The organism is Citrobacter sp. MGH 55 (genome assembly GCF_016906145.1).
Classification (GTDB): Bacteria; Pseudomonadota; Gammaproteobacteria; order Enterobacterales; family Enterobacteriaceae; genus Citrobacter_A; species Citrobacter_A amalonaticus.
The window spans coordinates 4,373,952-4,393,872 of the sequence record NZ_CP070239.1; the positions used below are offsets into that span (position 1 = coordinate 4,373,952).

The following is a 19,921-nucleotide window of genomic DNA, read 5'->3' on the forward strand; positions in this document are numbered from 1 at the left end:
GCTGTTCTCTGATAAAACCGCTATTTTGTCACACCCGCGCGGAGAATGAACCTCTCTGGTGTAATATCACGATTATTCTTCTGCTGTATGGTCAAAAAAGGAACCAAAAAGGATGCTTTTTACGCTGAAGAAAGTGATTGGCGGCATGCTGTTGCCTCTCCCTTTTCTGCTCTTGATGATGGGTATCGGTCTGGCACTGCTGTGGTTTAGCCGTTTTCAGAAAACCGGCAAGGTATTTATCAGCCTCAGTTGGCTGGTACTGTTCCTGCTCAGCCTGCAACCCGTTGCAGACCATCTGCTGCGCCCGATAGAAAATAGCTACCCCACCTGGCAGGATACGCAGAAAGTTGAATACATCGTCGTGTTAGGCGGCGGCTATACCTGGAACCCGCAGTGGGCGCCCAGTTCTAACCTGATCAACAACAGTTTGCCGCGTCTAAATGAGGGAATACGTCTGTGGCGGGCTAACCCAGGTTCGAAATTGATTTTTACCGGCGCGAATGCCAAAACCAATCCGGTGAGTACGGCAGAAGTTGGCGCACGGGTGGCGCAATCGTTGGGGGTGCCGGAAGAGGATATCATCACACTCGACAAGCCTAAGGATACGGAGGAAGAAGCCGCTGCCGTGAAGCAGGCTATCGGCGACACGCCATTCCTGCTGGTCACTTCAGCCTCTCATCTGCCGCGAGCAATGATTTTCTTTCAGCAGGCCGGGTTAAATCCGCTGCCGGCTCCGGCGAATCAACTGGCTATCGATTCCCCGTTGAATCCGTGGGAGCGGGCAATCCCCTCTCCCGTCTGGTTGATGCATAGCGATCGCGCAAGCTACGAAACGCTGGGGAGAGTCTGGCAGCGGTTGAAAGGCTCGTCAGGCGAGCCAGGGCAGGAGTGATTTCGCAGCGAGATCAAAATGAGATCGGTTAAAGCGCCCGGTATTGACCAGTTGTGCCACTTCATCCCATAACACGTATAACCAACGCCGCCAGATGAACGATTCCGCCACTGGCGCGCGTTGCAGGTAGTGCCAGAGTAGTCCTTCCGCCAGCGTGTTATCTACCAGCCGGAACAGTTCGTACTCCCGTGGTGCCCAGAGCATAATACCAGGCCCCACCATCGCCAGAAGCTGGTCGCTCCGGGCGTCTTTTAACATGCTGCGCAGACTAAAATTGCCATGCACCAGCACACAGTTGTCGTTAAAGCCGTCAAACAGCGCGGGCAGACATTCGCGGGTGCGAAACAGAATGCGCTTATCCTGCATGGTTAGCCCGGTGTTGTTGAACTGATTGAGCGTACTCCAGAGCACCTCAACCCGCTGACGATACCAGGAAGGCCAGATATTCTCCTGCGTATTGTCCACCGCACCGACACACCCCCGGCTATCCTGGCGGTGCCAGGCCAGTAACCCTTCGACAATCTGATCTTTGAGCTGCTCCCAACGCTCCGGCGTCCGGGCCGGCGCTTCAACGGGGACGCCACGCAGACGTTCCAGCAGTAAGACATCCGGACCGGGATGTTCATCGTGAGTCATCACCCCATAAATGACCGGCATTCGCACGGTGCCGCTACGCGCTAACATGGTGGTTTTCCAGGCCAGTTGTTGCGCGACCCCCGGCGTGGTGAAACTTTGGGCCATCAGCGGCATTGGGTTGCCCTGGCTGTCATAGAGCGACCACAGTGCTGTGTCGACTTTTTCATTCACGCATTCAATGCGGCTCAGTTTTTCGCCCAGTAAATGACTTAATTCGGCGCGCAGCTGTTCCATTCAGATTGCCCTCATAAAAGCTACTGCTTTTATAATGAGCGCCACACCGACGGATGTCACCCGGATGAGATCAATTGTTGAAAAGAAAAAGCGTGGAAAATCGTAACGGTACGACACTCCTCTCACTAAAGAGCGGAGTGTCGTAAAGAAAATTAACGCATTTCAGCGCGAACGCGCTCGAGGTCTTCTGCGGTATCAACACCGGTGCCAGGTACCTCTTTTGCCACAGCCACGTGGATTTTTTCGCCGTACCACAGCACGCGGAGTTGCTCCAGCATCTCGATGTTTTCCAGCGGGCTGGGCTCCCAGCTCACATAGCGGCGGATAAATCCGGCGCGGTAGCCGTAAATGCCGAGGTGGCGCAGGAAATTATCGCCGACGGTCTCGCGACTTTTCGCAAAACGATCGCGATCCCAGGGGATCGTTGCACGCGAGAAATACAGCGCATAACCTTCGGCATCCAGTACCACCTTCACTGCATTCGGATTGAACGCCTCTTCCGCGCTATGAATCGGTGCCGCGAGCGTGGCCATTCCAACCTGACGCTGCGCCAGGTTTTCTGCCACCTGGCGAATAATGATGGCCGGGATCATCGGCTCATCACCCTGCACATTGACAATCACGGTGTCATCACTGAAACCACACTTCTCAACCACTTCAGCCAGACGTTCTGTCCCGGACTGGTGATCGACGCGGGTCATGCACACTTCTCCACCCGCCACTTCAACGGCGCGTGCGACCTCTTCATGATCGGTCGCGACAATAATACGCTCAGCGCCGGATTCACGGACGCGTTCCAACACATGCACAATCATCGGTTTACCGTTGATGTCCTGCAACGGTTTACCCGGCAGACGCGTGGAGGCGTAGCGGGCAGGAATAATGACGACAAAACTCATGATTTACGCTCATCAGCCGCTAATACACGGGCCTCGGTTTCCAGCAAAACGGGAATGCCATCACGCAGCGGAAAAGCGAGGTTATCCAGTTTGCAGATCAGTTCTTGTTTTTCCTGGTTGTACCAGAGTTTGCCGTTACAGACCGGGCAGGCAACGATTTCAAGCAGACGATGATCCATAGTTCCTCCAGATGGACCGGGTAATGAATTGGGAAATCTTATCATACTCGCTCATGCGACTGCGTCTATTTCCCACCCTTGCCGACATTGCGTAAATATCCCTGCCGGACAGCGGCCGAGCGTCACGCGAACGGCATTCTGCCAGCGGGCAAAATCGGTTATCGCCTGCTGTAGCCCATTTTGCAGCGTCACTCCTGGCTTTACGCCTTCTTGCAGATAGAGAGAAATCACTTCCAGTACGCCCGTTTTACGGTGCATTTTGGCGTCCATCCGCCCCACCAACTGACCCCGGTGCAGTAAAGGCAGGACAAAATAACCATACTGGCGCTTTGGGGCTGGCGTGTAGCACTCCAGCCGATAGCTGAAATCGAACAGTTGCTCCGCACGTTTGCGATCCCAAACCACCGGATCAAACGGCGACAGTACCGCGCTATGCGTCGCTGTCAGCTTGCCTGCCTGTGCCTGTTCAAGTAGCGGCAGCAAATCCGCATGCAACCACAGCCGACCAAGTTTTTCGACCTCTACCGGAATGATGTACTGCTGTTCAGCCCGCACGTCGCGCCAGTTTTGTAACTCAGGACGTTTCAGGCGGTAGTAATCTGCCAGCCACTGCTCACGAAAAATACCCAGGCTGCGCGCACTGTTGTCCAGCATGACGGATTCTGCTTGCGCCCGGGGTAGCAAAGCGCGTTCATCATCCCAGTGTGGCATCACGCGATGCGTGAGATCGTACACGCGCTGGAAATTGCGACGCTCAATCACCATCACTTTTCCTGCCGTAAACAACCCTTCCAGATGCAGCTTGTGCGGCTTCCAGTCCCACCAGCCGCTGTTGCCTTTACGCGGATGCTCAAAGTCAGCCGAGCGTACCGGTCCATTTTGATGAATATGCTGCAACAGTTGCTCAATTTCGCCGGCATGCTCTTCCATCCACGCCGCCTGGTACTTCCAGCCCATTTTTTCAGGTGCCAGCATCCGGTGGCGTATCAGCGTAAAATCACTACGCGGCAGGAAACAGGCCTCATGGGCCCAGTACTCCATCAGTTCCCCCTGCGCCAACGCATCATCCAGCCACTGTGGGGTGTAATTGCCCAGTCGACTGAACAACACAAGGTAGGGACTGCGGGCGACAATATTGATGGTATCGATTTGTAGCAGCGACATACGGGTAATCGTCGGCAGGATATCGCTTGCCAACGCGCGACGACGTGGTTTTTTTAACAATCCCTGGGCGGCGAGATGAAGGTTACGGGCATCCGTAAGTGAGAGGTACGGCAACGACATTCATGATTCCCTCATTTGTACGCTGCCGTCATGGTGGTGCGCTAACGTGTCAGCGAGATCAATTTTTCGAGTAATGTCTCAGGTTCAGTCCCCGATAAATGTGCATCGACAGGAAGATACCACCAGTTGTCTTCGGCAAAGGCGCGGCACTTCACGGCGTCCTTCTCCGTCATGACCAGCGTTTGCGACCCGTTTAGTAAGCCGTTGACATCCTGCGAAGTCAATGCCTGATGATCCGCCAGAGGAACACATTTTTGCGGCTGTACGCCACAGGATTCTAACGTGGCAAAAAAGCGTGGCGGATGACCAATACCGGCCATTGCCACGACATTTTGCAATTGCGCGACATCACGGCGCTCACCGGTACGCAGGTTCACAGCCTGTCCTGGCGCCAGATGCATCGGGATCTCACCCGCCTGTGGAATACCGCCATTGACAATAACCGCATCCACCGTTTTCAGGCGACCTGCCCGCTCCCGCATCGGACCTGCCGGTAGCCACCAGCCGTTGCCGAAGCGACGAACGCCATCAACCACCACAATCTCGACATCGCGCGCCAGACGGTAGTGCTGAAGACCATCATCAGTAACGATAATCTGCACATCGTGATGCGCCAGAATCGCTTTTACCGCGTCAGCCCGGTTGGGCGATACGGCAACTGGCGCGCCGGTGCGCTGATAAATCAGCACCGGCTCATCACCCGCTTCCGCCGTGGTGGTTTCGGCATTCAGCAGCAAGGGATAGGACGCGGCTTTGCCGCCATATCCACGAGAAACTACCCCAACGCGAAGACCGCGCTGCTGGAGTTGTTCCACCAACCAGATCACTACCGGCGTTTTGCCATTGCCACCTGCCGTCAAATTACCGACCACCACCACCGGCACCGGTGCGCGCCAGGCGCGTTTGATCCCGAGCGTGTAGCACAGACGGATCGCCCCGCTCACCAGGCCGTATAGCCAGGAAAGTGGAAGTAACAGTCGCCACAAGGGCGACTCACCGGACCAGATGCGTGCGATCATTGACCAAATTGCATTTTGTGCAGTTGCGCGTAAACGCCACGGTGTTCCAGCAGCTCGTTGTGCGTACCGCGCTCCACAATCAGCCCATCTTCCACGACCACAATTTCATCGGCCTGTTCGATGGTTGAAAGACGGTGCGCAATTACCAGCGAGGTGCGGTTTTTCTGCAGTTCGTCCAGCGCCGCCTGAATGGCGCGTTCAGATTCGGTATCCAGCGCTGACGTGGCTTCATCAAGTATCAGAATCGGGCTGTCGCGCAGTAAAGCACGCGCAATGGCGATACGTTGACGTTGACCACCGGAAAGCAGCACGCCGTTTTCACCGATCACCGTATCAAGGCCGTTATCCATCTTATTGATAAAGTCCATGGCATAAGCCATACGAGCCGCTTCTTCGATCTCCTCACGGCTATACTGCTCAGTTCGCGCGTAGGCGATGTTATTCGCCACCGTGTCGTTGAACAGATGTACGTTTTGCGACACCAGCGCGACCTGATTACGTAACGAGGCCAGGGTGTATTCCCGCAGATCGTGGCCATCCATCAGGATTTCACCTTCATTGATGTCATAGAAACGCGTGATCAGACTGGCAATGGTTGATTTGCCGGAACCTGAACGCCCCACCAGCGCAACGGTTTTGCCCGCCGGAATTTTCAGGTTGATGTTACGCAGCGCTGGTACTTCACGCCCCGGATAGGTAAAGGTGACATTGCGGAATTCCAGATCGCCGGTCGCACGCTCAATCACACGTTTACCTTCGTCTTTTTCCTGCTCGCTATCCAGGATGGCAAATAAAGTCTGGCATGCGGCCATCCCACGCTGGAACTGGGCGTTAACGTTAGTCAACGACTTCAACGGACGCATCAGGGCGATCATTGAGGAGAAGACCACGGTGATCGTCCCTGCCGTCAGGCTGTCCATCACGCTTGGGAAGCTAGCTGCGTACAGCACAAACGCCAGCGCCAGTGAAGCGATCAACTGGATGACAGGATCGGAAATGGAAGAAGCAGAAACCATCTTCATCCCCTGCAAACGCATCTTGTTACTGACTTTGTCGAAGCGCTTCGTTTCCACTCCCTGACCACCGAAGATCAGTACCTCTTTGTGGCCTTTCAGCATCTGCTCCGCGCTGGTTGTCACCTGCCCCATCGTATTCTGCATATTCTTACTGATAGCACGAAAACGTTTGGAGACTACGCGAATCGCGATCGACACAATAGGTGCCAGCACAACCAGGATTATCGACAACTGCCAGCTGTAATAGAACATCATGATGAACAGGCCGATAATCGATGCACCTTCACGCACAACGGTAATCAGCGCACCGGAAGACGAAGAGGCTACCTGTTCAGAATCATAAGTAATACGAGACAGCAGCGTCCCGGTAGACTGTTTGTCAAAGAAGGAAACCGGCATTCCCATCATATGACCGAACAGGCGACGACGCATGGTCATCACCACTTTGCCGGATACCCAGGAAATACAGTAGCTGGAGATATAGCTGGTGATACCACGTAAAATCATCAGCCCAATAACCACCAGCGGCATCCAAAGCAACACTGAGCGATCTGTTTTACCAAAACCATCGTCCAGTAATGGTTTGAGGAGCGATAACATGAAGGTATCGCTGGCCGCGTTGAGGATTAACGCAACACCCGCCACGATCAGACCCGATTTGAAAGGCGCAATGGTTGGCCACAGTCGGCGAAACGTCTGCCACGTAGAGAGATCTTTATCGTTATGCATTCAAGAAACCAGCATCTGTTGAAATAGCCGCATATTCTACCCGTTATCGTCTGACACGCCAAACCACTGATGATACCAACGAGGTAAAATTTGCTCCCGCAGGCTGATGGCCTGCCAGCCCTGTGTTGAAAAATCCAGCGAAATTTGCCCCTGATGCGGGGTATCACACCACCGGTAACCCTGTTGCAGATAGCGTTGCTTCACCTTCCATGACGGCAATCGCCAGGCGTTATAGCGTGAGGCGGAGAGCAGTGCCACGTTGCCACTAACGCGCTGAAGTAGCGCCAGTGAAGAAGAGGTACTGCTGCCATGGTGTGGTACCTGGATTGCCGTCGCCGAAAGATGCTGCCAGTAATGACTGAGCATTTTCAGTTCCGCGGGGGACTCTATATCGCCCGTCAGCAGAATACTGTGCGTACCATCATCAATCTTCACGACACAAGAGTGATTATTCCCCTGCGTCGGGTCTCCTTTCAACGGCCAGTGCACGCTAAAACGCAGTCCCTCCCATTGCCACGTCTCACCGCGGTAACACGGCAGATGCCCCTGCCAGCCTAACGGACTGCGCACCCAAAGCGCTGGCCAGGTTGTCTGCAAAGAGTGTAGTCCACCGCGATGGTCGAGATGCTCATGGCTGAGAATAATCCCCTCTGGCTGCAAGTGGTGCCAGCGCAGCCACGGAATGATTATCTGCTGGGCGCTGTCACCTCCCGGCCAGGCCAGCCCGGTATCGTAGAGTAACGCTTTACCATTACGAGCGATAACTATCGCTAACCCCTGCCCGACATCCAGCATGTGCACCTGCCAGGCGTCAGTGCGCACCGGACTCCAGAACGGCCAGCTCAGCAACGCCAGCGTCGCCAGACACAGGCCGGGGAAAACGCGCCAGGCGATAAATCGCCAACCGGGTAGCATCAGCCAGGGGACAAAGACCAGCCACTGCCAACGGGCATCAACGTTGATCCACCCCGCAGGCAAGTGATTGAGCGCCCAGAATAATGCAGCCAGTGAGCGATCGGCCAGATACCAGAGTCCGCCCTCAAGAAGCAGCGGACCAGTGAGATGGACCACCATTCCGGCGAGGATCAGCGGGACGCTGACAAACGTAACCAGCGGGACAGCAAACAGATTCGCAGCAAACGACGTCAGGCTGATACCGTGGAACAGTGCGATTTGTAGCGGCATGAGCAGCAAGGTAATCCCTAGTTGCAGGTGTGCCAGTTCAACCAGCAAGCGCCCGGCACGTGATGTGGGCCAGGCGGGGCAAGGAAACCATTGGTACCAGAATAACAGCGCCGCAACGGCAAAGGCCGAAAGCCACAGGCTTTGCGAGATCACGGCGACGGGATCAACAACCAGAATAGCCGCCAGACAGCAGCACCAGACTGACCATCCGCTCCATTGCCGCCCGCATAATTTCAGTGCTCCCCACACCAGCAGCGCCACCACCGTACGTAGCGCCGGAGGTTGTAACCCGGTCAGCCAGGCGTAAAACGCAGCGCAAATTAGCCCGCCAATCACAGGATGTTGCCAGCGAATTGCACCGACCGGCAGCAGAAACTGCACGCCGCGAATCAGAGCAGCTGCCAGTAAAGCCACAAAAGCGATATGCAGGCCGGAAATTGCCATCAGATGCGCCGTGCCGGTATCGCGCATGATCGCTTTGACTTCCTGTGGCACCAGCAGGCGCTCCCCCATCCCCAGACCTAGTATCACCTGCTGCCAGGGATAGTTTTCCAGAGAATCCGTTAACGAGGCGAGATAGCGCGCTCGCCAGCTGCATTTGCTATCGACAATCTTTGCCTGTAAAAATCGGCCAGTGAGCGGCTGATGCTGTGCCAGGGCATAACGCTGACTATCAAATCCGCCGTCATTCAACTCGCCGTGCATGGCACGGACCTTCAGCGTCATCGCCCAACGTTGTCCCGCGCACGGCGCGATTGGCAAATATTGGTTATAAAGCACAATACCGACGGCAGGGAAAAGCCGATGCCCATTAAGATGCGTGATCAGCCCGGCATGTGTCGTCATGTTATCCGTGGCCGTCAGCTCAACGATGGTCTCCTGCGTGGCGGCGGGCAACGTATTTCCCGCCCACAGCGACTGTTTCGCCGCCATGACGCCCCAGAGAAAAAACAGCAGGAGAAGCCCAGCGTACTGTGCCACTTTCCAGCGGAGCAGACCGAGCAGACAGGCCAGCACAAACAGGATGCTAACAAGCCATCCCCCCGGCAGCGCAGGTAGCAAAAATAAAGGGAAAATTCCCCCTAATGCACACAGACTGACCGTCGTTAATTTCATACACACCTCCGTGTTGGCGGCAGTGTGCAGGTCTGAGCCGGGATTGTCAGGAGGAGAATGAAGGATTTACGGCCATGATTCCGCGATTTTCATCGCCGCCCGGCAATGTGCAACATGAAATGCGAGCGGCATTCCAGGGTTGAAAAGCAGGCAAGAAAAAAGCACCGTAAAGGTGCTTTTCTGAGGTTATGTTGTGCGAAAAACTTAACCGTAAATATTGGCGCGATCGCGCAGTTCTTTACCCGGCTTAAAGTGCGGAACGTATTTCCCTTCCAGATCCACTTTGTCGCCAGTCTTCGGGTTACGCCCGGTACGTGGTGCACGGTAGTGCAAAGAAAAGCTGCCGAAACCGCGGATTTCAATACGCTCGCCCTGTGCAAGAGTCGAGGCCATATGCTCCAGCATCTCTTTGACCGCATCTTCAACCGCTTTCGCGGGAATATGAGATTGCTGAGTGGCAAGTCTTTCAATCAATTCTGACTTGGTCATGATTCCTCCGGTTCCAATAAGCTGCTGCTGTTGCATTGATTAAGGGCGGCCGTAGCCGCCCTTTGTCATTGATTACAGAACGAATTCTATAATCTGTCAAGTATTCTCATCTGACTTCGGGACGAAACCTCCCAAAGTATCAAAGAATTACTCGCCTTTAGCTGCTTTGAAAGCTTCAGCCATTGCGTTGTTGGAGAAGTTTGCATCTTCCTGTTTGTTAACAGTTGCGATGGCATCTTTCTCATCAGCTTCGTCTTTAGCACGAACAGACAGGCTGATTGCACGGTTCTTACGGTCAACGCCGGTGAATTTAGCTTCAACGTCGTCACCCACGCTCAGAACCAGGGTAGCGTCTTCAACGCGGTCACGGGATGCTTCAGAAGCGCGCAGGTAACCTTCAACGCCGTCAGCCAGTTCTACGGTTGCGCCTTTCGCGTCAACTGCAGTCACTTTACCGTTTACGATTGCGCCTTTCTTGTTCAGTGCAACCCAGTTGTTGAACGGATCTTCTGCCAGCTGTTTAACGCCCAGAGAGATACGCTCGCGCTCTGCGTCAACCTGCAGAACAACTGCTGCGATTTCGTCGCCTTTTTTGTATTCACGAACTGCTTCTTCGCCTGCAACGTTCCAGGAGATGTCAGACAGGTGAACCAGGCCGTCGATGCCGCCGTCCAGGCCGATGAAGATACCGAAGTCAGTGATAGACTTGATTTTACCTTCAACACGGTCGCCCTTGTTGTGGGTTTCCGCGAACTGCTGCCATGGGTTAGATTTGCACTGCTTCAGGCCCAGGGAGATACGACGACGTTCTTCGTCGATATCCAGAACCATAACTTCCACTACGTCGCCAACGTTAACAACTTTGGACGGATGGATGTTTTTGTTGGTCCAGTCCATTTCGGAAACGTGAACCAGGCCTTCAACGCCTTCTTCGATTTCAACGAAGCAGCCGTAGTCGGTCAGGTTGGTTACGCGACCGGTCAGTTTAGTACCTTCCGGATAACGCTTAGCGATAGCTACCCACGGATCTTCGCCCAGCTGTTTCAGGCCCAGAGATACACGGGTACGTTCGCGGTCGAACTTCAGCACTTTAACAGTGATTTCGTCGCCAACGTTTACGATTTCGCTCGGATGCTTAACGCGTTTCCATGCCATATCGGTGATGTGCAGCAGGCCGTCAACGCCACCCAGATCAACGAATGCACCGTAGTCAGTGAGGTTCTTAACGATACCTTTAACTTCCATGCCTTCCTGCAGGTTTTCCAGCAGCTGATCGCGCTCTGCGCTGTTTTCGGATTCGATCACGGCACGACGAGAAACAACAACGTTGTTGCGTTTCTGATCCAGCTTGATGACTTTGAATTCAAGCTCTTTGCCTTCCAGGTGCAGCGTATCGCGCACCGGACGAACGTCTACCAGTGAACCTGGCAGGAACGCACGAATACCGTTCAGCTCAACAGTGAAGCCGCCCTTAACTTTGCCGTTGATAACACCGGTAACAGTTTCAGCATCTTCGTAAGCTTTTTCCAGCGTGATCCATGCTTCGTGACGTTTCGCTTTTTCACGAGACAGCAGTGTTTCACCGAAGCCGTCTTCTACTGCATCCAGAGCAACATCAACTTCGTCGCCCACCTGGATTTCCAGTTCGCCAGCCGCGTTTTTGAACTGTTCTGCAGGAATTGCAGATTCAGATTTCAGGCCTGCATCAACCAGAACAACGTCTTTGTCGATAGCAACAACAACACCGCGAACGATGGAACCCGGACGGGTTTCGATTTCTTTTAAGGATTCTTCAAACAGTTGAGCAAAAGATTCAGTCATGTTTAATCTTCAGGTTTCATATTTAACGTCCACCTGGCTCCGTGCCGGATGGGGTTGTTTAACATACCCGCTGTCATTCCATTGCAACGGGGGTACTGCAAATTCGGTCGCTCTTAAGCGAGTGCCAGTTTTTGGCGCGCGTATTGTAGCGCTTTTTCAATCACTTGCTCAATGCTTAATCGTGTGGAATCTAAAACTAAAGCATCAGCAGCGGGAACCAACGGCGCTACAGCACGGTTTCGGTCACGATCGTCACGTTCTTTGATCTCGGCCAAAAGGCGTTCAAAGTTAACACTAAAGCCCTTCTCCTGCAACTGTAGCATACGGCGATGTGCACGTTCTTCTGAGGAGGCGTCAAGGAAAATTTTGACCGGCGCATCCGGGAAAACCACCGTCCCCATATCACGTCCATCAGCGATCAGTCCGGGTGCTTCACGGAAAGCGCGTTGACGACGCAGCAGTGCCTCACGTACGCGAGGGAATGCGGCGACCTGAGAGGCGGCATTGGCGACTTCCTGCGTGCGGATTTCACCGCTGACGTCTTCCCCTTCTAGGATCACTTCCAGATTTCCGTCAGTTGAAACAAAGCGGACATCGAGATGGGTTGCCAGCGGAACCAGCGCGTCTTCCGATGCAACATCAACATGATGATGTAATGCCGCCAGCGCCAGCACGCGATAGATTGCGCCAGAGTCCAACAGATGCCATTGCAATGCTTCCGCCATCGCTTTGCACAAGGTGCCTTTTCCTGCACCGCTTGGGCCATCAATGGTAATTACCGGGGCAATTGCCGTCATCTTTATCTCCTTAAACAGGCGTTCTGTTAACGTAAACGCCGCGCATTATACGCGCCAACGCCCACAATCGTTAACGTTGTGTGCAAAAACCGATTTAGTCTGTCACCAGGTGAAGAATAATTGCGCAATTATAGCGGGCCGGGGAGAAACCAGCCCGAAAGATGACAATGTTTTACTTTTTATCTTCAGCGATACGGTCACGCATATGCTGAGCACGATCAGCTGACGCCGGGTGGGAATCCATCAGGGATTTAGCGTGGCCGGCATCCATTGTGGCTAACTTATCGAATGCACTCACTAGCCCCTGCGTATTGATGCCACGTTTTTTCATCAGGTCATAGGAGAAGTCATCAGCCTCAGATTCCTGACTACGGGAGAACGCCGAGTTGATCACCCCTTCAGCCAAATCGCCTAACTGCGACTGAGAGAGTTGTGAAGCCACGCCACTGGTGGCAGAAATCGCATCACGCGCGGCCAAGGTAGCATAAGCCGTCTGCATTGCTTTGCGGGAATGCCCTAAAGAGACGTGACCTAACTCGTGACCTAATACCCCTTCGATTTCATTATCGGTCATCAGATCCATCAAACCGGAATAAACGCGGACACAGCCGTTCGCCATTGCCCACGCATTGACGTCAGAAGTAATGTAGACCTTATAATCGACCGGAGTACCATCAATATTATTTCCCAGAGCTTTGGCAATCTTACCCAGACGCCTGGTGTATTTACTGCTTTTTCCCGCAAGTTGATTCTGGCTATCCATCTGTTTGCAGGCGTTGCTGGACAACGTTTTGACATCGGCATCGGAAAGCGTGGCTGCTTTATAGGCCGACATGCCCGAACTGGCGAGCATGTCACCATTAACGCCATTTTTACATCCCGCCAGCAGCGCTGCGGATACTGCAATAGTAATCAGGAGTGATTTATTTTTCATGCTAATCTTCCGTTGATATTTATAATAAAACGCATATAAATCAAAACATTAAATCATCAACACGTTAGCATTAGCAGTAACAGGAAAAAAGTACAGATACAGACGATATCGCGCCAGCCAGTTGACCGGCGCGAAGAGAGAAATCAGGCAGGGGTACTGATACGCGCCAATTGTTCAAAATAGTCAGGGAAGGTTTTGGCGGTACATTTCGGGTCAAGGATCGTAACCGGCGTATCAGATAACGCCACCAGCGAGAAACACATCGCCATACGGTGATCGTTATAGGTGCTAATGTCGGCAAACTTCAGGTGTGCCGGCGGCGTGATGCGAATAAAATCATGCCCCTCTTCCACTTCCGCGCCGACTTTGCGCAGTTCGGTCGCCATCGCAAACAGACGGTCAGTTTCTTTCACACGCCAGTTATAAATGTTGCGAAGCGTTGTCGTACCTTTGGCAAACAACGCGGCTGTCGCGATAGTCATGGCGGCATCCGGAATATGGTTCATGTCCATATCGATGGCATTCAGTTCGCCACGGGTACAGGCGATAAAGTCGTCACCCCAGGTGACGGTCGCGCCCATTTTCTCCAGCACATCGGCAAAACGGATATCGCCCTGCATGCTGTTGCGGCCAATCCCGGTCACTTTCACCGTTCCACCTTTAATGGCGCCTGCCGCGAGGAAATAGGAGGCCGATGAAGCATCCCCTTCAACCAGATAATGACCTGGAGAGTGGTACTGCTGACCGCCTTTGACCACAAAGCGCTGATAGCTCTGGTTCTCTATTTCAACGCCAAAGGTTTTCATCAGGTTCAGCGTGATATCAATATACGGTTTCGACACCAGATCGCCTTTGATACTTATCACCGTATCCTGGGGTGCCAGAGGCGCGGTCATCAGCAGCGCAGTGAGAAACTGGCTGGAGACGCTGCCGTCAACCTCAACCTGTCCGCCGGTAAATCCGCCACGCAGTCGAAGCGGCGGATAGTTTTCCTGCTCCAGATACTCAATGTTCGCCCCGCCCTGACACAGCGCATCCACCAGATGACCAATCGGGCGCTCTTTCATACGCGGTTCACCGGTCAGCACAATATCGTTTGCGCCAAGGCACAGTGCGGCGGCCAGCGGTCGCATTGCCGTTCCGGCATTGCCCAGAAACAGCTCTAATGCGCCTTCGGCGTGCAGCGGGCCTGCGTTACCCGTGATTTCACAGCGGGTGCGATCCGCAGAAAGGGTGTAATCAATCCCCAACGCACTCAGGGCATTGAGCATATGGCGAACGTCATCGCTGTCTAACAGGTTGGTCAGCTCTGTGGTGCCATGAGCTAACGCCGCCAGTAACAGCGCGCGGTTTGATACGCTCTTCGAGCCTGGCAGATTAATCGTGCCATCGACCCGTGCGATGGGTTGTAACGTCAGGGATTCCATGAAACTCAACTCTCAAAAGACAGAAATAAAAACCCCACAGACAAGGCTGTGGGGATGAAAAGAGACACCAGATTAGCCGCGACGGCGCTCGAAATCAGTCATGAAATCGGCAAGGGCTTTTACCCCTTCCAGCGGCATCGCGTTATAGATGGAGGCACGCATTCCGCCGACAACGCGGTGGCCTTTCAGCGCGTGCAGGCCCGCAGCAAAAGACTCTTCCAGGAAGAGCTTATCCAGCGCGCTGTCAGCTAACTGGAACGGCACGTTCATACGTGAACGGTTCGCTTTCGCGACATCGTTACGATAGAAGTCACTGTTATCAATCACACCGTACAGCAGTTCTGCTTTTTGCTGATTGATTTTATCCATCGCCGCCACGCCGCCATTGGCTTTCAGCCATTTGAACACCAGGCCGGAAAGATACCAGGCGAAGGTCGGCGGCGTATTGAACATCGAGTCATTGTCGTTCAGAACGGAATAATCGAGGATCGACGGACACGCCACATTCGCTTTACCCAGTAAATCTTCGCGTACGATGACGATAGTCAAACCCGCCGGGCCAATGTTCTTCTGTGCGCCCGCATAAATGATGCCATAGCGGGAAACATCCAGCGGTCCGGAGAGAATGGTTGAGGAGAAATCAGCGGTCACCACCACATCGGAACCAAAATTGGGCGTTTCGTTAATTGCGATGCCATCGATGGTTTCGTTCGGGCAGTAATGCAGATACGCTGCATCAGCAGAAGGCTGCCACTCACTCATCGGCTTCACGCCGCGCAGGCCATCGACCGAAATTTTGGCGTCAATCACATTCGGTGTGCAGTATTTTTTCGCTTCTTTGACGGCGCTGGCTGCCCAGTAGCCTGCATCAACGTAGTCTGCCGTGGTTTTGTCGCCCAGAATGTTCAGCGGAATGGCAGAAAACTGGCCGCGACCACCGCCGTGACAAAACAGCACTTTGTAGTTGGAGGGGATATTCAACAGATCGCGAAAATCCTGCTCCGCTTCTTGCGCGACCTGGATGAATTCTTTGCCGCGGTGGCTCACTTCCATGACGGACGTACCAAGACCGTTCCAGTCACAAAGATCCTTTTGAGCCAGTTTAAGCACGTCTGCCGGTAACATTGCCGGACCTGAACTAAAATTGAAGACCTGAGCCATTTCCCCTCACCACGTTGCGTTGTTATTAACCCAATCTCTTTTCGTACATGAACAGAGATTGGGTATAAGTTATTCCTGTGGATATCGGTTTTATCATTCAGTGACACGCGCCGCAATGGCTAAAACAAACTCGAGTAAAAATGAGTGTTCGCTCACACAACAGAATCTTCGGGATTGACGATAAAAGACCGATATTTTTGCTGTCAGACGACCCGTTTTGCCCGACTGGCCTTCGACCATTCTGGATTTTTACACCGCGGGCACGCCTGACGATCGCCGGCTTTCATTGTGATCACTTCACTGCATCGCACACAGGAATACTCTCCCGCTTCAGGAACGACTTTATAACGTTGCGTACAATACTTCGGCAAAATGCTTAAGCCAGGCTTTACCTCACTGTCTTCAAAGAAATAAACGCTGATCTGACCATTCGTTTCAAGGATCGCCAGGCGCACCTGTCCCAGTTGCTCAACGCCATTCAGTCGCAGCTCCATGAAAAACTCGAACTCGGTCATATTTGACTGGTTCAGTTTTTCCCACGCCAGCTCGCCATCTTCAATAATCACGACGGGCTTACCTTCCAGTAAATCTTCCAGTTTTTCACTGCGCGCCATCAGCCACATCACCAGACGGTACAGCAGCGCGAGGGTAATGAAGACCACCAGTACTGGCAACATCGGGACATCATCATAAAAGGCCACGTCACCCGCCGCCGACCCCAGCGTTAAAATAATCAGCACTTCGAAGAGCGACATCTGTCGCACGCCGCGTCGTCCTGTGAGTTTGAGAAACAGATAGACCAGTACGAAGGTATACAGACTGCGTAAAGCCACTTCACCGAGGAATTCCATCGGCACTTTATCGAGTGCCATCCGTTGTAAATCAAACGCTTTCATTTTTATGCTCTTATGGTGGATCACTGCCTACAAGCATAGCCAAAACTTTTATTTGCGCCGCGTCAGTGGCGGCGATAGCGTCAGTCACGTAAAACCCGTATCATTGCGCGCTTTCCGTACGACAAAAGTGATTTTCATGACGCAAACATTTATTCCCGGCAAAGACGCCGCACTGGAAGACTCCATCGCTCGCTTCCAGCAAAAACTGCTCGACCTCGGTTTCCATATTGAAGAGGCCTCGTGGCTGAACCCGGTGCCAAACGTCTGGTCCGTACACATTCGCGATAAAGAGTGTGCGCTGTGCTTTACCAACGGCAAAGGGGCGACGAAAAAGGCCGCGCTGGCCTCGGCGTTGGGCGAATATTTTGAGCGTCTGTCAACCAACTATTTCTTTGCCGATTTCTGGCTGGGTGAAACCATCGCCAATGGCCCGTTCGTGCATTATCCGAACGAGAAATGGTTCCCGCTGATCGAAAATGATGACGTACCGGACGGTCTGCTGGATGCCCGCCTGCGTGCCTTCTACGATCCCGAGAACGAACTGACCGGCAGCATGCTGATCGACCTGCAGTCTGGCAACGAAGAGCGTGGTATCTGCGGCCTGCCGTTTACCCGCCAGTCGGATAACCAGACCGTCTATATTCCAATGAACATTATCGGCAACCTGTACGTCTCAAACGGGATGTCCGCCGGTAACACCCGTAACGAAGCGCGCGTGCAAGGGTTATCTGAAGTCTTTGAGCGTTACGTGAAGAATCGCATTATTGCCGAAAGCATCAGCCTGCCGGAAATTCCAGCCGACGTGCTGGCACGCTACCCGGCGGTGGTGGAATCTATTGCAACGCTGGAAGCGGAAGGTTTCCCCATCTTTGCTTACGACGGCTCTCTGGGCGGTCAGTATCCGGTGATCTGCGTTGTGCTGTTCAATCCGGCTAACGGCACCTGCTTCGCCTCTTTCGGCGCACACCCTGATTTTGGCGTCGCACTGGAACGTACCGTGACGGAACTACTGCAGGGCCGTGGTCTGAAAGATCTCGACGTCTTCACACCGCCGACCTTCGACGATGAAGAAGTGGCTGAGCATACCAACCTGGAAACGCACTTCATTGACTCCAGCGGTCTGATCTCCTGGGATCTGTTCAAGCAGGATGCCGACTACCCGTTCGTTGACTGGAGTTTCTCCGGTACCACAGAAGAAGAGTTTGCCACCCTGATGGCGATCTTCAACGCGGAAGATAAAGAGGTGTACATCGCCGATTACGAACATCTCGGTGTCTACGCCTGTCGGATCATCGTTCCGGGGATGTCTGATATTTATCCTGCTGAAGATCTGTGGTTAGCCAATAACGCCATGGGCGTCCATCTGCGCGAGACCCTGCTCTCACTGCCGAATAGTCGTTGGGATAAAGAAGACTATCTCAACCTGATTGAGCAACTCGATGAAGAAGGGTTTGATGATTTCACCCGCGTTCGTGAACTGTTAGGCCTGGCTACCGGTTCAGATAACGGCTGGTACACCCTGCGTATTGGGGAACTAAAAGCGATGCTGGCGCTGGCAGGTGGCGATCTGGAACAGGCACTGATCTGGACCGAATGGACGATGGAATTTAATACGTCGATCTTTAGCGCCGAGCGGGCGAATTATTACCGTTGCCTGCAAACGCTGTTACTGCTGTCACAGGAAGAAGAACGTGAACCGCTGCAATATCTGAACGCGTTTGTCCGTATGTATGGCGCAAATGCTGTCGAAGCCGCCAGTGCAGCATTGAGCGGTGAAGCCGCCTTTTATGGTCTGCAGCCGGTTGACAGCGATCTGCACGCATTCGCATCACACCAGTCACTGTTGAAGGCCTATGAGAAGTTGCAGCGTGCAAAATCTTCATTTTGGTCAAAATAAAGCCAATCAACCTACGCTGAGTAGGTTTAAATAATCGTCTGGGCTATATTACGGGGCGCGCTAAGCGCCCCTTTTTATTTATTTTTGAATATCCCAAAATAAATGTAATAACAAGGTTAAATGTTGGTAGTTGATATTACATAATTTAATAGATAGTTGTTACTTTATCTGCCAATTACTCCATATTAATTAACTGGCTAACAGACGTAGGAAGGAAAATTTTCAACTCATTTGCTAAAATTTAAAATTTATTTTTATCATAAAAATCAAATAATTACTCCGTAATTGCATAAAAACCATGCGTATTACGGGCCTATAAGCCAGGCGGGATATGATCTACATCAATTTCTCATCTATAATGCTTTGTTAGTATCTCGTCGCCGACTTAATAAAGAGAGAGTTAGTGTGAAAGCTGACAACCCTTTTGATCTTTTACTCCCTGCAGCAATGGCCAAAGTGGCCGAAGAGGCAGGTGTCTATAAAGCAACGAAACATCCGCTTAAGACTTTCTTCCTGGCAATTACTGCCGGTGTGTTCATTTCCATCGCCTTTGTTTTCTATATCACTGCAACGACCGGTACAGGTACGATGCCGTTTGGTATGGCGAAACTGATTGGCGGTATCTGCTTCTCTCTGGGGTTGATTCTTTGCGTCATCTGCGGTGCAGACCTCTTTACGTCAACCGTGTTGATTGTCGTTGCCAAAGCCAGTGGCCGAATCACCTGGGGTCAGTTGGCAAAAAACTGGCTCAACGTCTATTTTGGTAACCTGATTGGTTGCTTGCTCTTTGTGCTATTGATGTGGCTTTCCGGCGAATATATGGTCGCCAACGGCCAGTGGGGACTGAACGTCCTGCAAACCGCCGACCACAAAATGCACCATACTTTTGTTGAAGCCGTCAGCCTCGGTATCCTCGCAAACCTGATGGTATGCCTGGCTGTATGGATGAGCTACTCAGGCCGTAGCCTGATGGATAAAGCGTTTATCATGGTATTACCAGTTGCGATGTTTGTTGCCAGCGGTTTTGAGCACAGTATCGCAAACATGTTTATGATTCCGATGGGTATTGTAATCCGTGATCTCGCAACACCGGAGTTCTGGAGCGCAGTTGGCTCGACGCCGGAAAGTTTTTCTCACCTGACCGCGATGAACTTCATCACTGATAACCTGATTCCGGTTACGATCGGTAACATTATCGGCGGGGGTTTGTTGGTTGGGTTGACATACTGGGTCATTTATCTGCGTGACAACGATCATCATTAATTGATGTCGCGATACACGCAGTAAATAAAAAATCCACTTAAGAAGGT

At 52.8% G+C, this 19,921-nt stretch carries 17 protein-coding genes; 3 read left to right on the forward strand and 14 right to left on the reverse strand.

The window, feature by feature from the left end:
- Positions 1–112 precede the first annotated feature (112 nt).
- A complete protein-coding gene (gene elyC / locus JTI98_RS18110; RefSeq protein ID WP_058587867.1) occupies positions 113–892 on the forward strand; it encodes an envelope biogenesis factor ElyC in 780 nt (259 codons plus the stop codon).
- Here the strand turns inward: elyC and JTI98_RS18115 are convergent.
- The 14 genes from JTI98_RS18115 to JTI98_RS18180 form a co-directional block, all read right to left on the reverse strand.
- Positions 869–1,762, reverse strand: coding sequence for a YcbJ family phosphotransferase (locus JTI98_RS18115; RefSeq protein WP_043001187.1), 894 nt, complete (start codon positions 1,760–1,762; stop codon positions 869–871). The two genes, elyC and JTI98_RS18115, sit on opposite strands and share 24 nt — an antisense overlap.
- Before the next feature lie 152 nt (positions 1,763–1,914).
- Positions 1,915–2,661: a 3-deoxy-manno-octulosonate cytidylyltransferase gene (kdsB, locus tag JTI98_RS18120; RefSeq protein WP_216081626.1), complete on the reverse strand. Its 747-nt coding sequence runs from the start codon at positions 2,659–2,661 to the stop codon at positions 1,915–1,917.
- Positions 2,658–2,840 (reverse strand): protein YcaR, encoded by a 183-nt coding sequence (gene ycaR / locus JTI98_RS18125; RefSeq protein WP_042320194.1) that lies wholly within the window; start codon positions 2,838–2,840, stop codon positions 2,658–2,660. The genes kdsB and ycaR overlap by 4 nt, the downstream gene beginning before the upstream one ends.
- A 51-nt stretch (positions 2,841–2,891) precedes the next feature.
- Positions 2,892–4,124, reverse strand: coding sequence for a winged helix-turn-helix domain-containing protein (locus JTI98_RS18130; protein ID WP_216081627.1), 1,233 nt, complete (start codon positions 4,122–4,124; stop codon positions 2,892–2,894).
- Positions 4,125–4,165: 41 nt separating this feature from the next.
- Positions 4,166–5,143 carry a tetraacyldisaccharide 4'-kinase gene (lpxK, locus tag JTI98_RS18135; protein WP_061070319.1) on the reverse strand — a complete coding sequence of 326 codons (978 nt, stop codon included), beginning with the start codon at positions 5,141–5,143 and terminating at the stop codon, positions 4,166–4,168.
- Positions 5,140–6,888, reverse strand: a complete 1,749-nt coding sequence (gene msbA / locus JTI98_RS18140) for a lipid A ABC transporter ATP-binding protein/permease MsbA (RefSeq protein WP_043001191.1) — start codon at positions 6,886–6,888, stop codon at positions 5,140–5,142. Before msbA ends, lpxK begins: the two co-directional genes overlap by 4 nt.
- A 36-nt stretch (positions 6,889–6,924) precedes the next feature.
- Complete coding sequence (locus tag JTI98_RS18145) at positions 6,925–9,189, reverse strand: ComEC family protein (protein ID WP_216081628.1); 2,265 nt, start codon at positions 9,187–9,189, stop codon at positions 6,925–6,927.
- Between the two features lie 204 nt (positions 9,190–9,393).
- On the reverse strand, positions 9,394–9,678 hold the full coding sequence (gene ihfB / locus JTI98_RS18150; RefSeq protein WP_002463068.1) for an integration host factor subunit beta: 285 nt from the start codon (positions 9,676–9,678) through the stop codon (positions 9,394–9,396).
- A 147-nt stretch (positions 9,679–9,825) separates the two neighbouring features.
- A complete protein-coding gene (gene rpsA / locus JTI98_RS18155) occupies positions 9,826–11,499 on the reverse strand; it encodes a 30S ribosomal protein S1 (protein WP_042320207.1) in 1,674 nt (557 codons plus the stop codon).
- A gap of 113 nt (positions 11,500–11,612) precedes the next feature.
- Positions 11,613–12,296 (reverse strand): (d)CMP kinase, encoded by a 684-nt coding sequence (cmk, locus tag JTI98_RS18160; protein ID WP_042320210.1) that lies wholly within the window; start codon positions 12,294–12,296, stop codon positions 11,613–11,615.
- Between the two features lie 172 nt (positions 12,297–12,468).
- Positions 12,469–13,230, reverse strand: coding sequence for a M48 family metallopeptidase (locus JTI98_RS18165; RefSeq protein ID WP_058587863.1), 762 nt, complete (start codon positions 13,228–13,230; stop codon positions 12,469–12,471).
- Positions 13,231–13,373: 143 nt separating this feature from the next.
- Entirely contained in the window at positions 13,374–14,657 is a 1,284-nt protein-coding gene (gene aroA / locus JTI98_RS18170) for a 3-phosphoshikimate 1-carboxyvinyltransferase (protein ID WP_216081629.1), read from the reverse strand.
- A 72-nt stretch (positions 14,658–14,729) separates the two neighbouring features.
- Positions 14,730–15,818: a 3-phosphoserine/phosphohydroxythreonine transaminase gene (serC, locus tag JTI98_RS18175; RefSeq protein ID WP_054177201.1), complete on the reverse strand. Its 1,089-nt coding sequence runs from the start codon at positions 15,816–15,818 to the stop codon at positions 14,730–14,732.
- Between the two features lie 203 nt (positions 15,819–16,021).
- Positions 16,022–16,714, reverse strand: a complete 693-nt coding sequence (locus JTI98_RS18180; RefSeq protein ID WP_043001196.1) for a DUF421 domain-containing protein — start codon at positions 16,712–16,714, stop codon at positions 16,022–16,024.
- Between the two features lie 136 nt (positions 16,715–16,850).
- On the opposite strand from JTI98_RS18180, the gene ycaO reads away from it, so the two are divergent.
- Together ycaO and focA are read left to right on the forward strand one after the other, a co-directional pair.
- Complete coding sequence (gene ycaO / locus JTI98_RS18185; RefSeq protein WP_216081630.1) at positions 16,851–18,611, forward strand: 30S ribosomal protein S12 methylthiotransferase accessory factor YcaO; 1,761 nt, start codon at positions 16,851–16,853, stop codon at positions 18,609–18,611.
- Between the two features lie 405 nt (positions 18,612–19,016).
- The gene (gene focA, locus JTI98_RS18190) at positions 19,017–19,874 is read left to right on the forward strand and encodes a formate transporter FocA (protein WP_043001197.1); all 858 of its coding nucleotides are present in this window, start codon (positions 19,017–19,019) and stop codon (positions 19,872–19,874) included.
- Positions 19,875–19,921 lie beyond the last annotated feature (47 nt).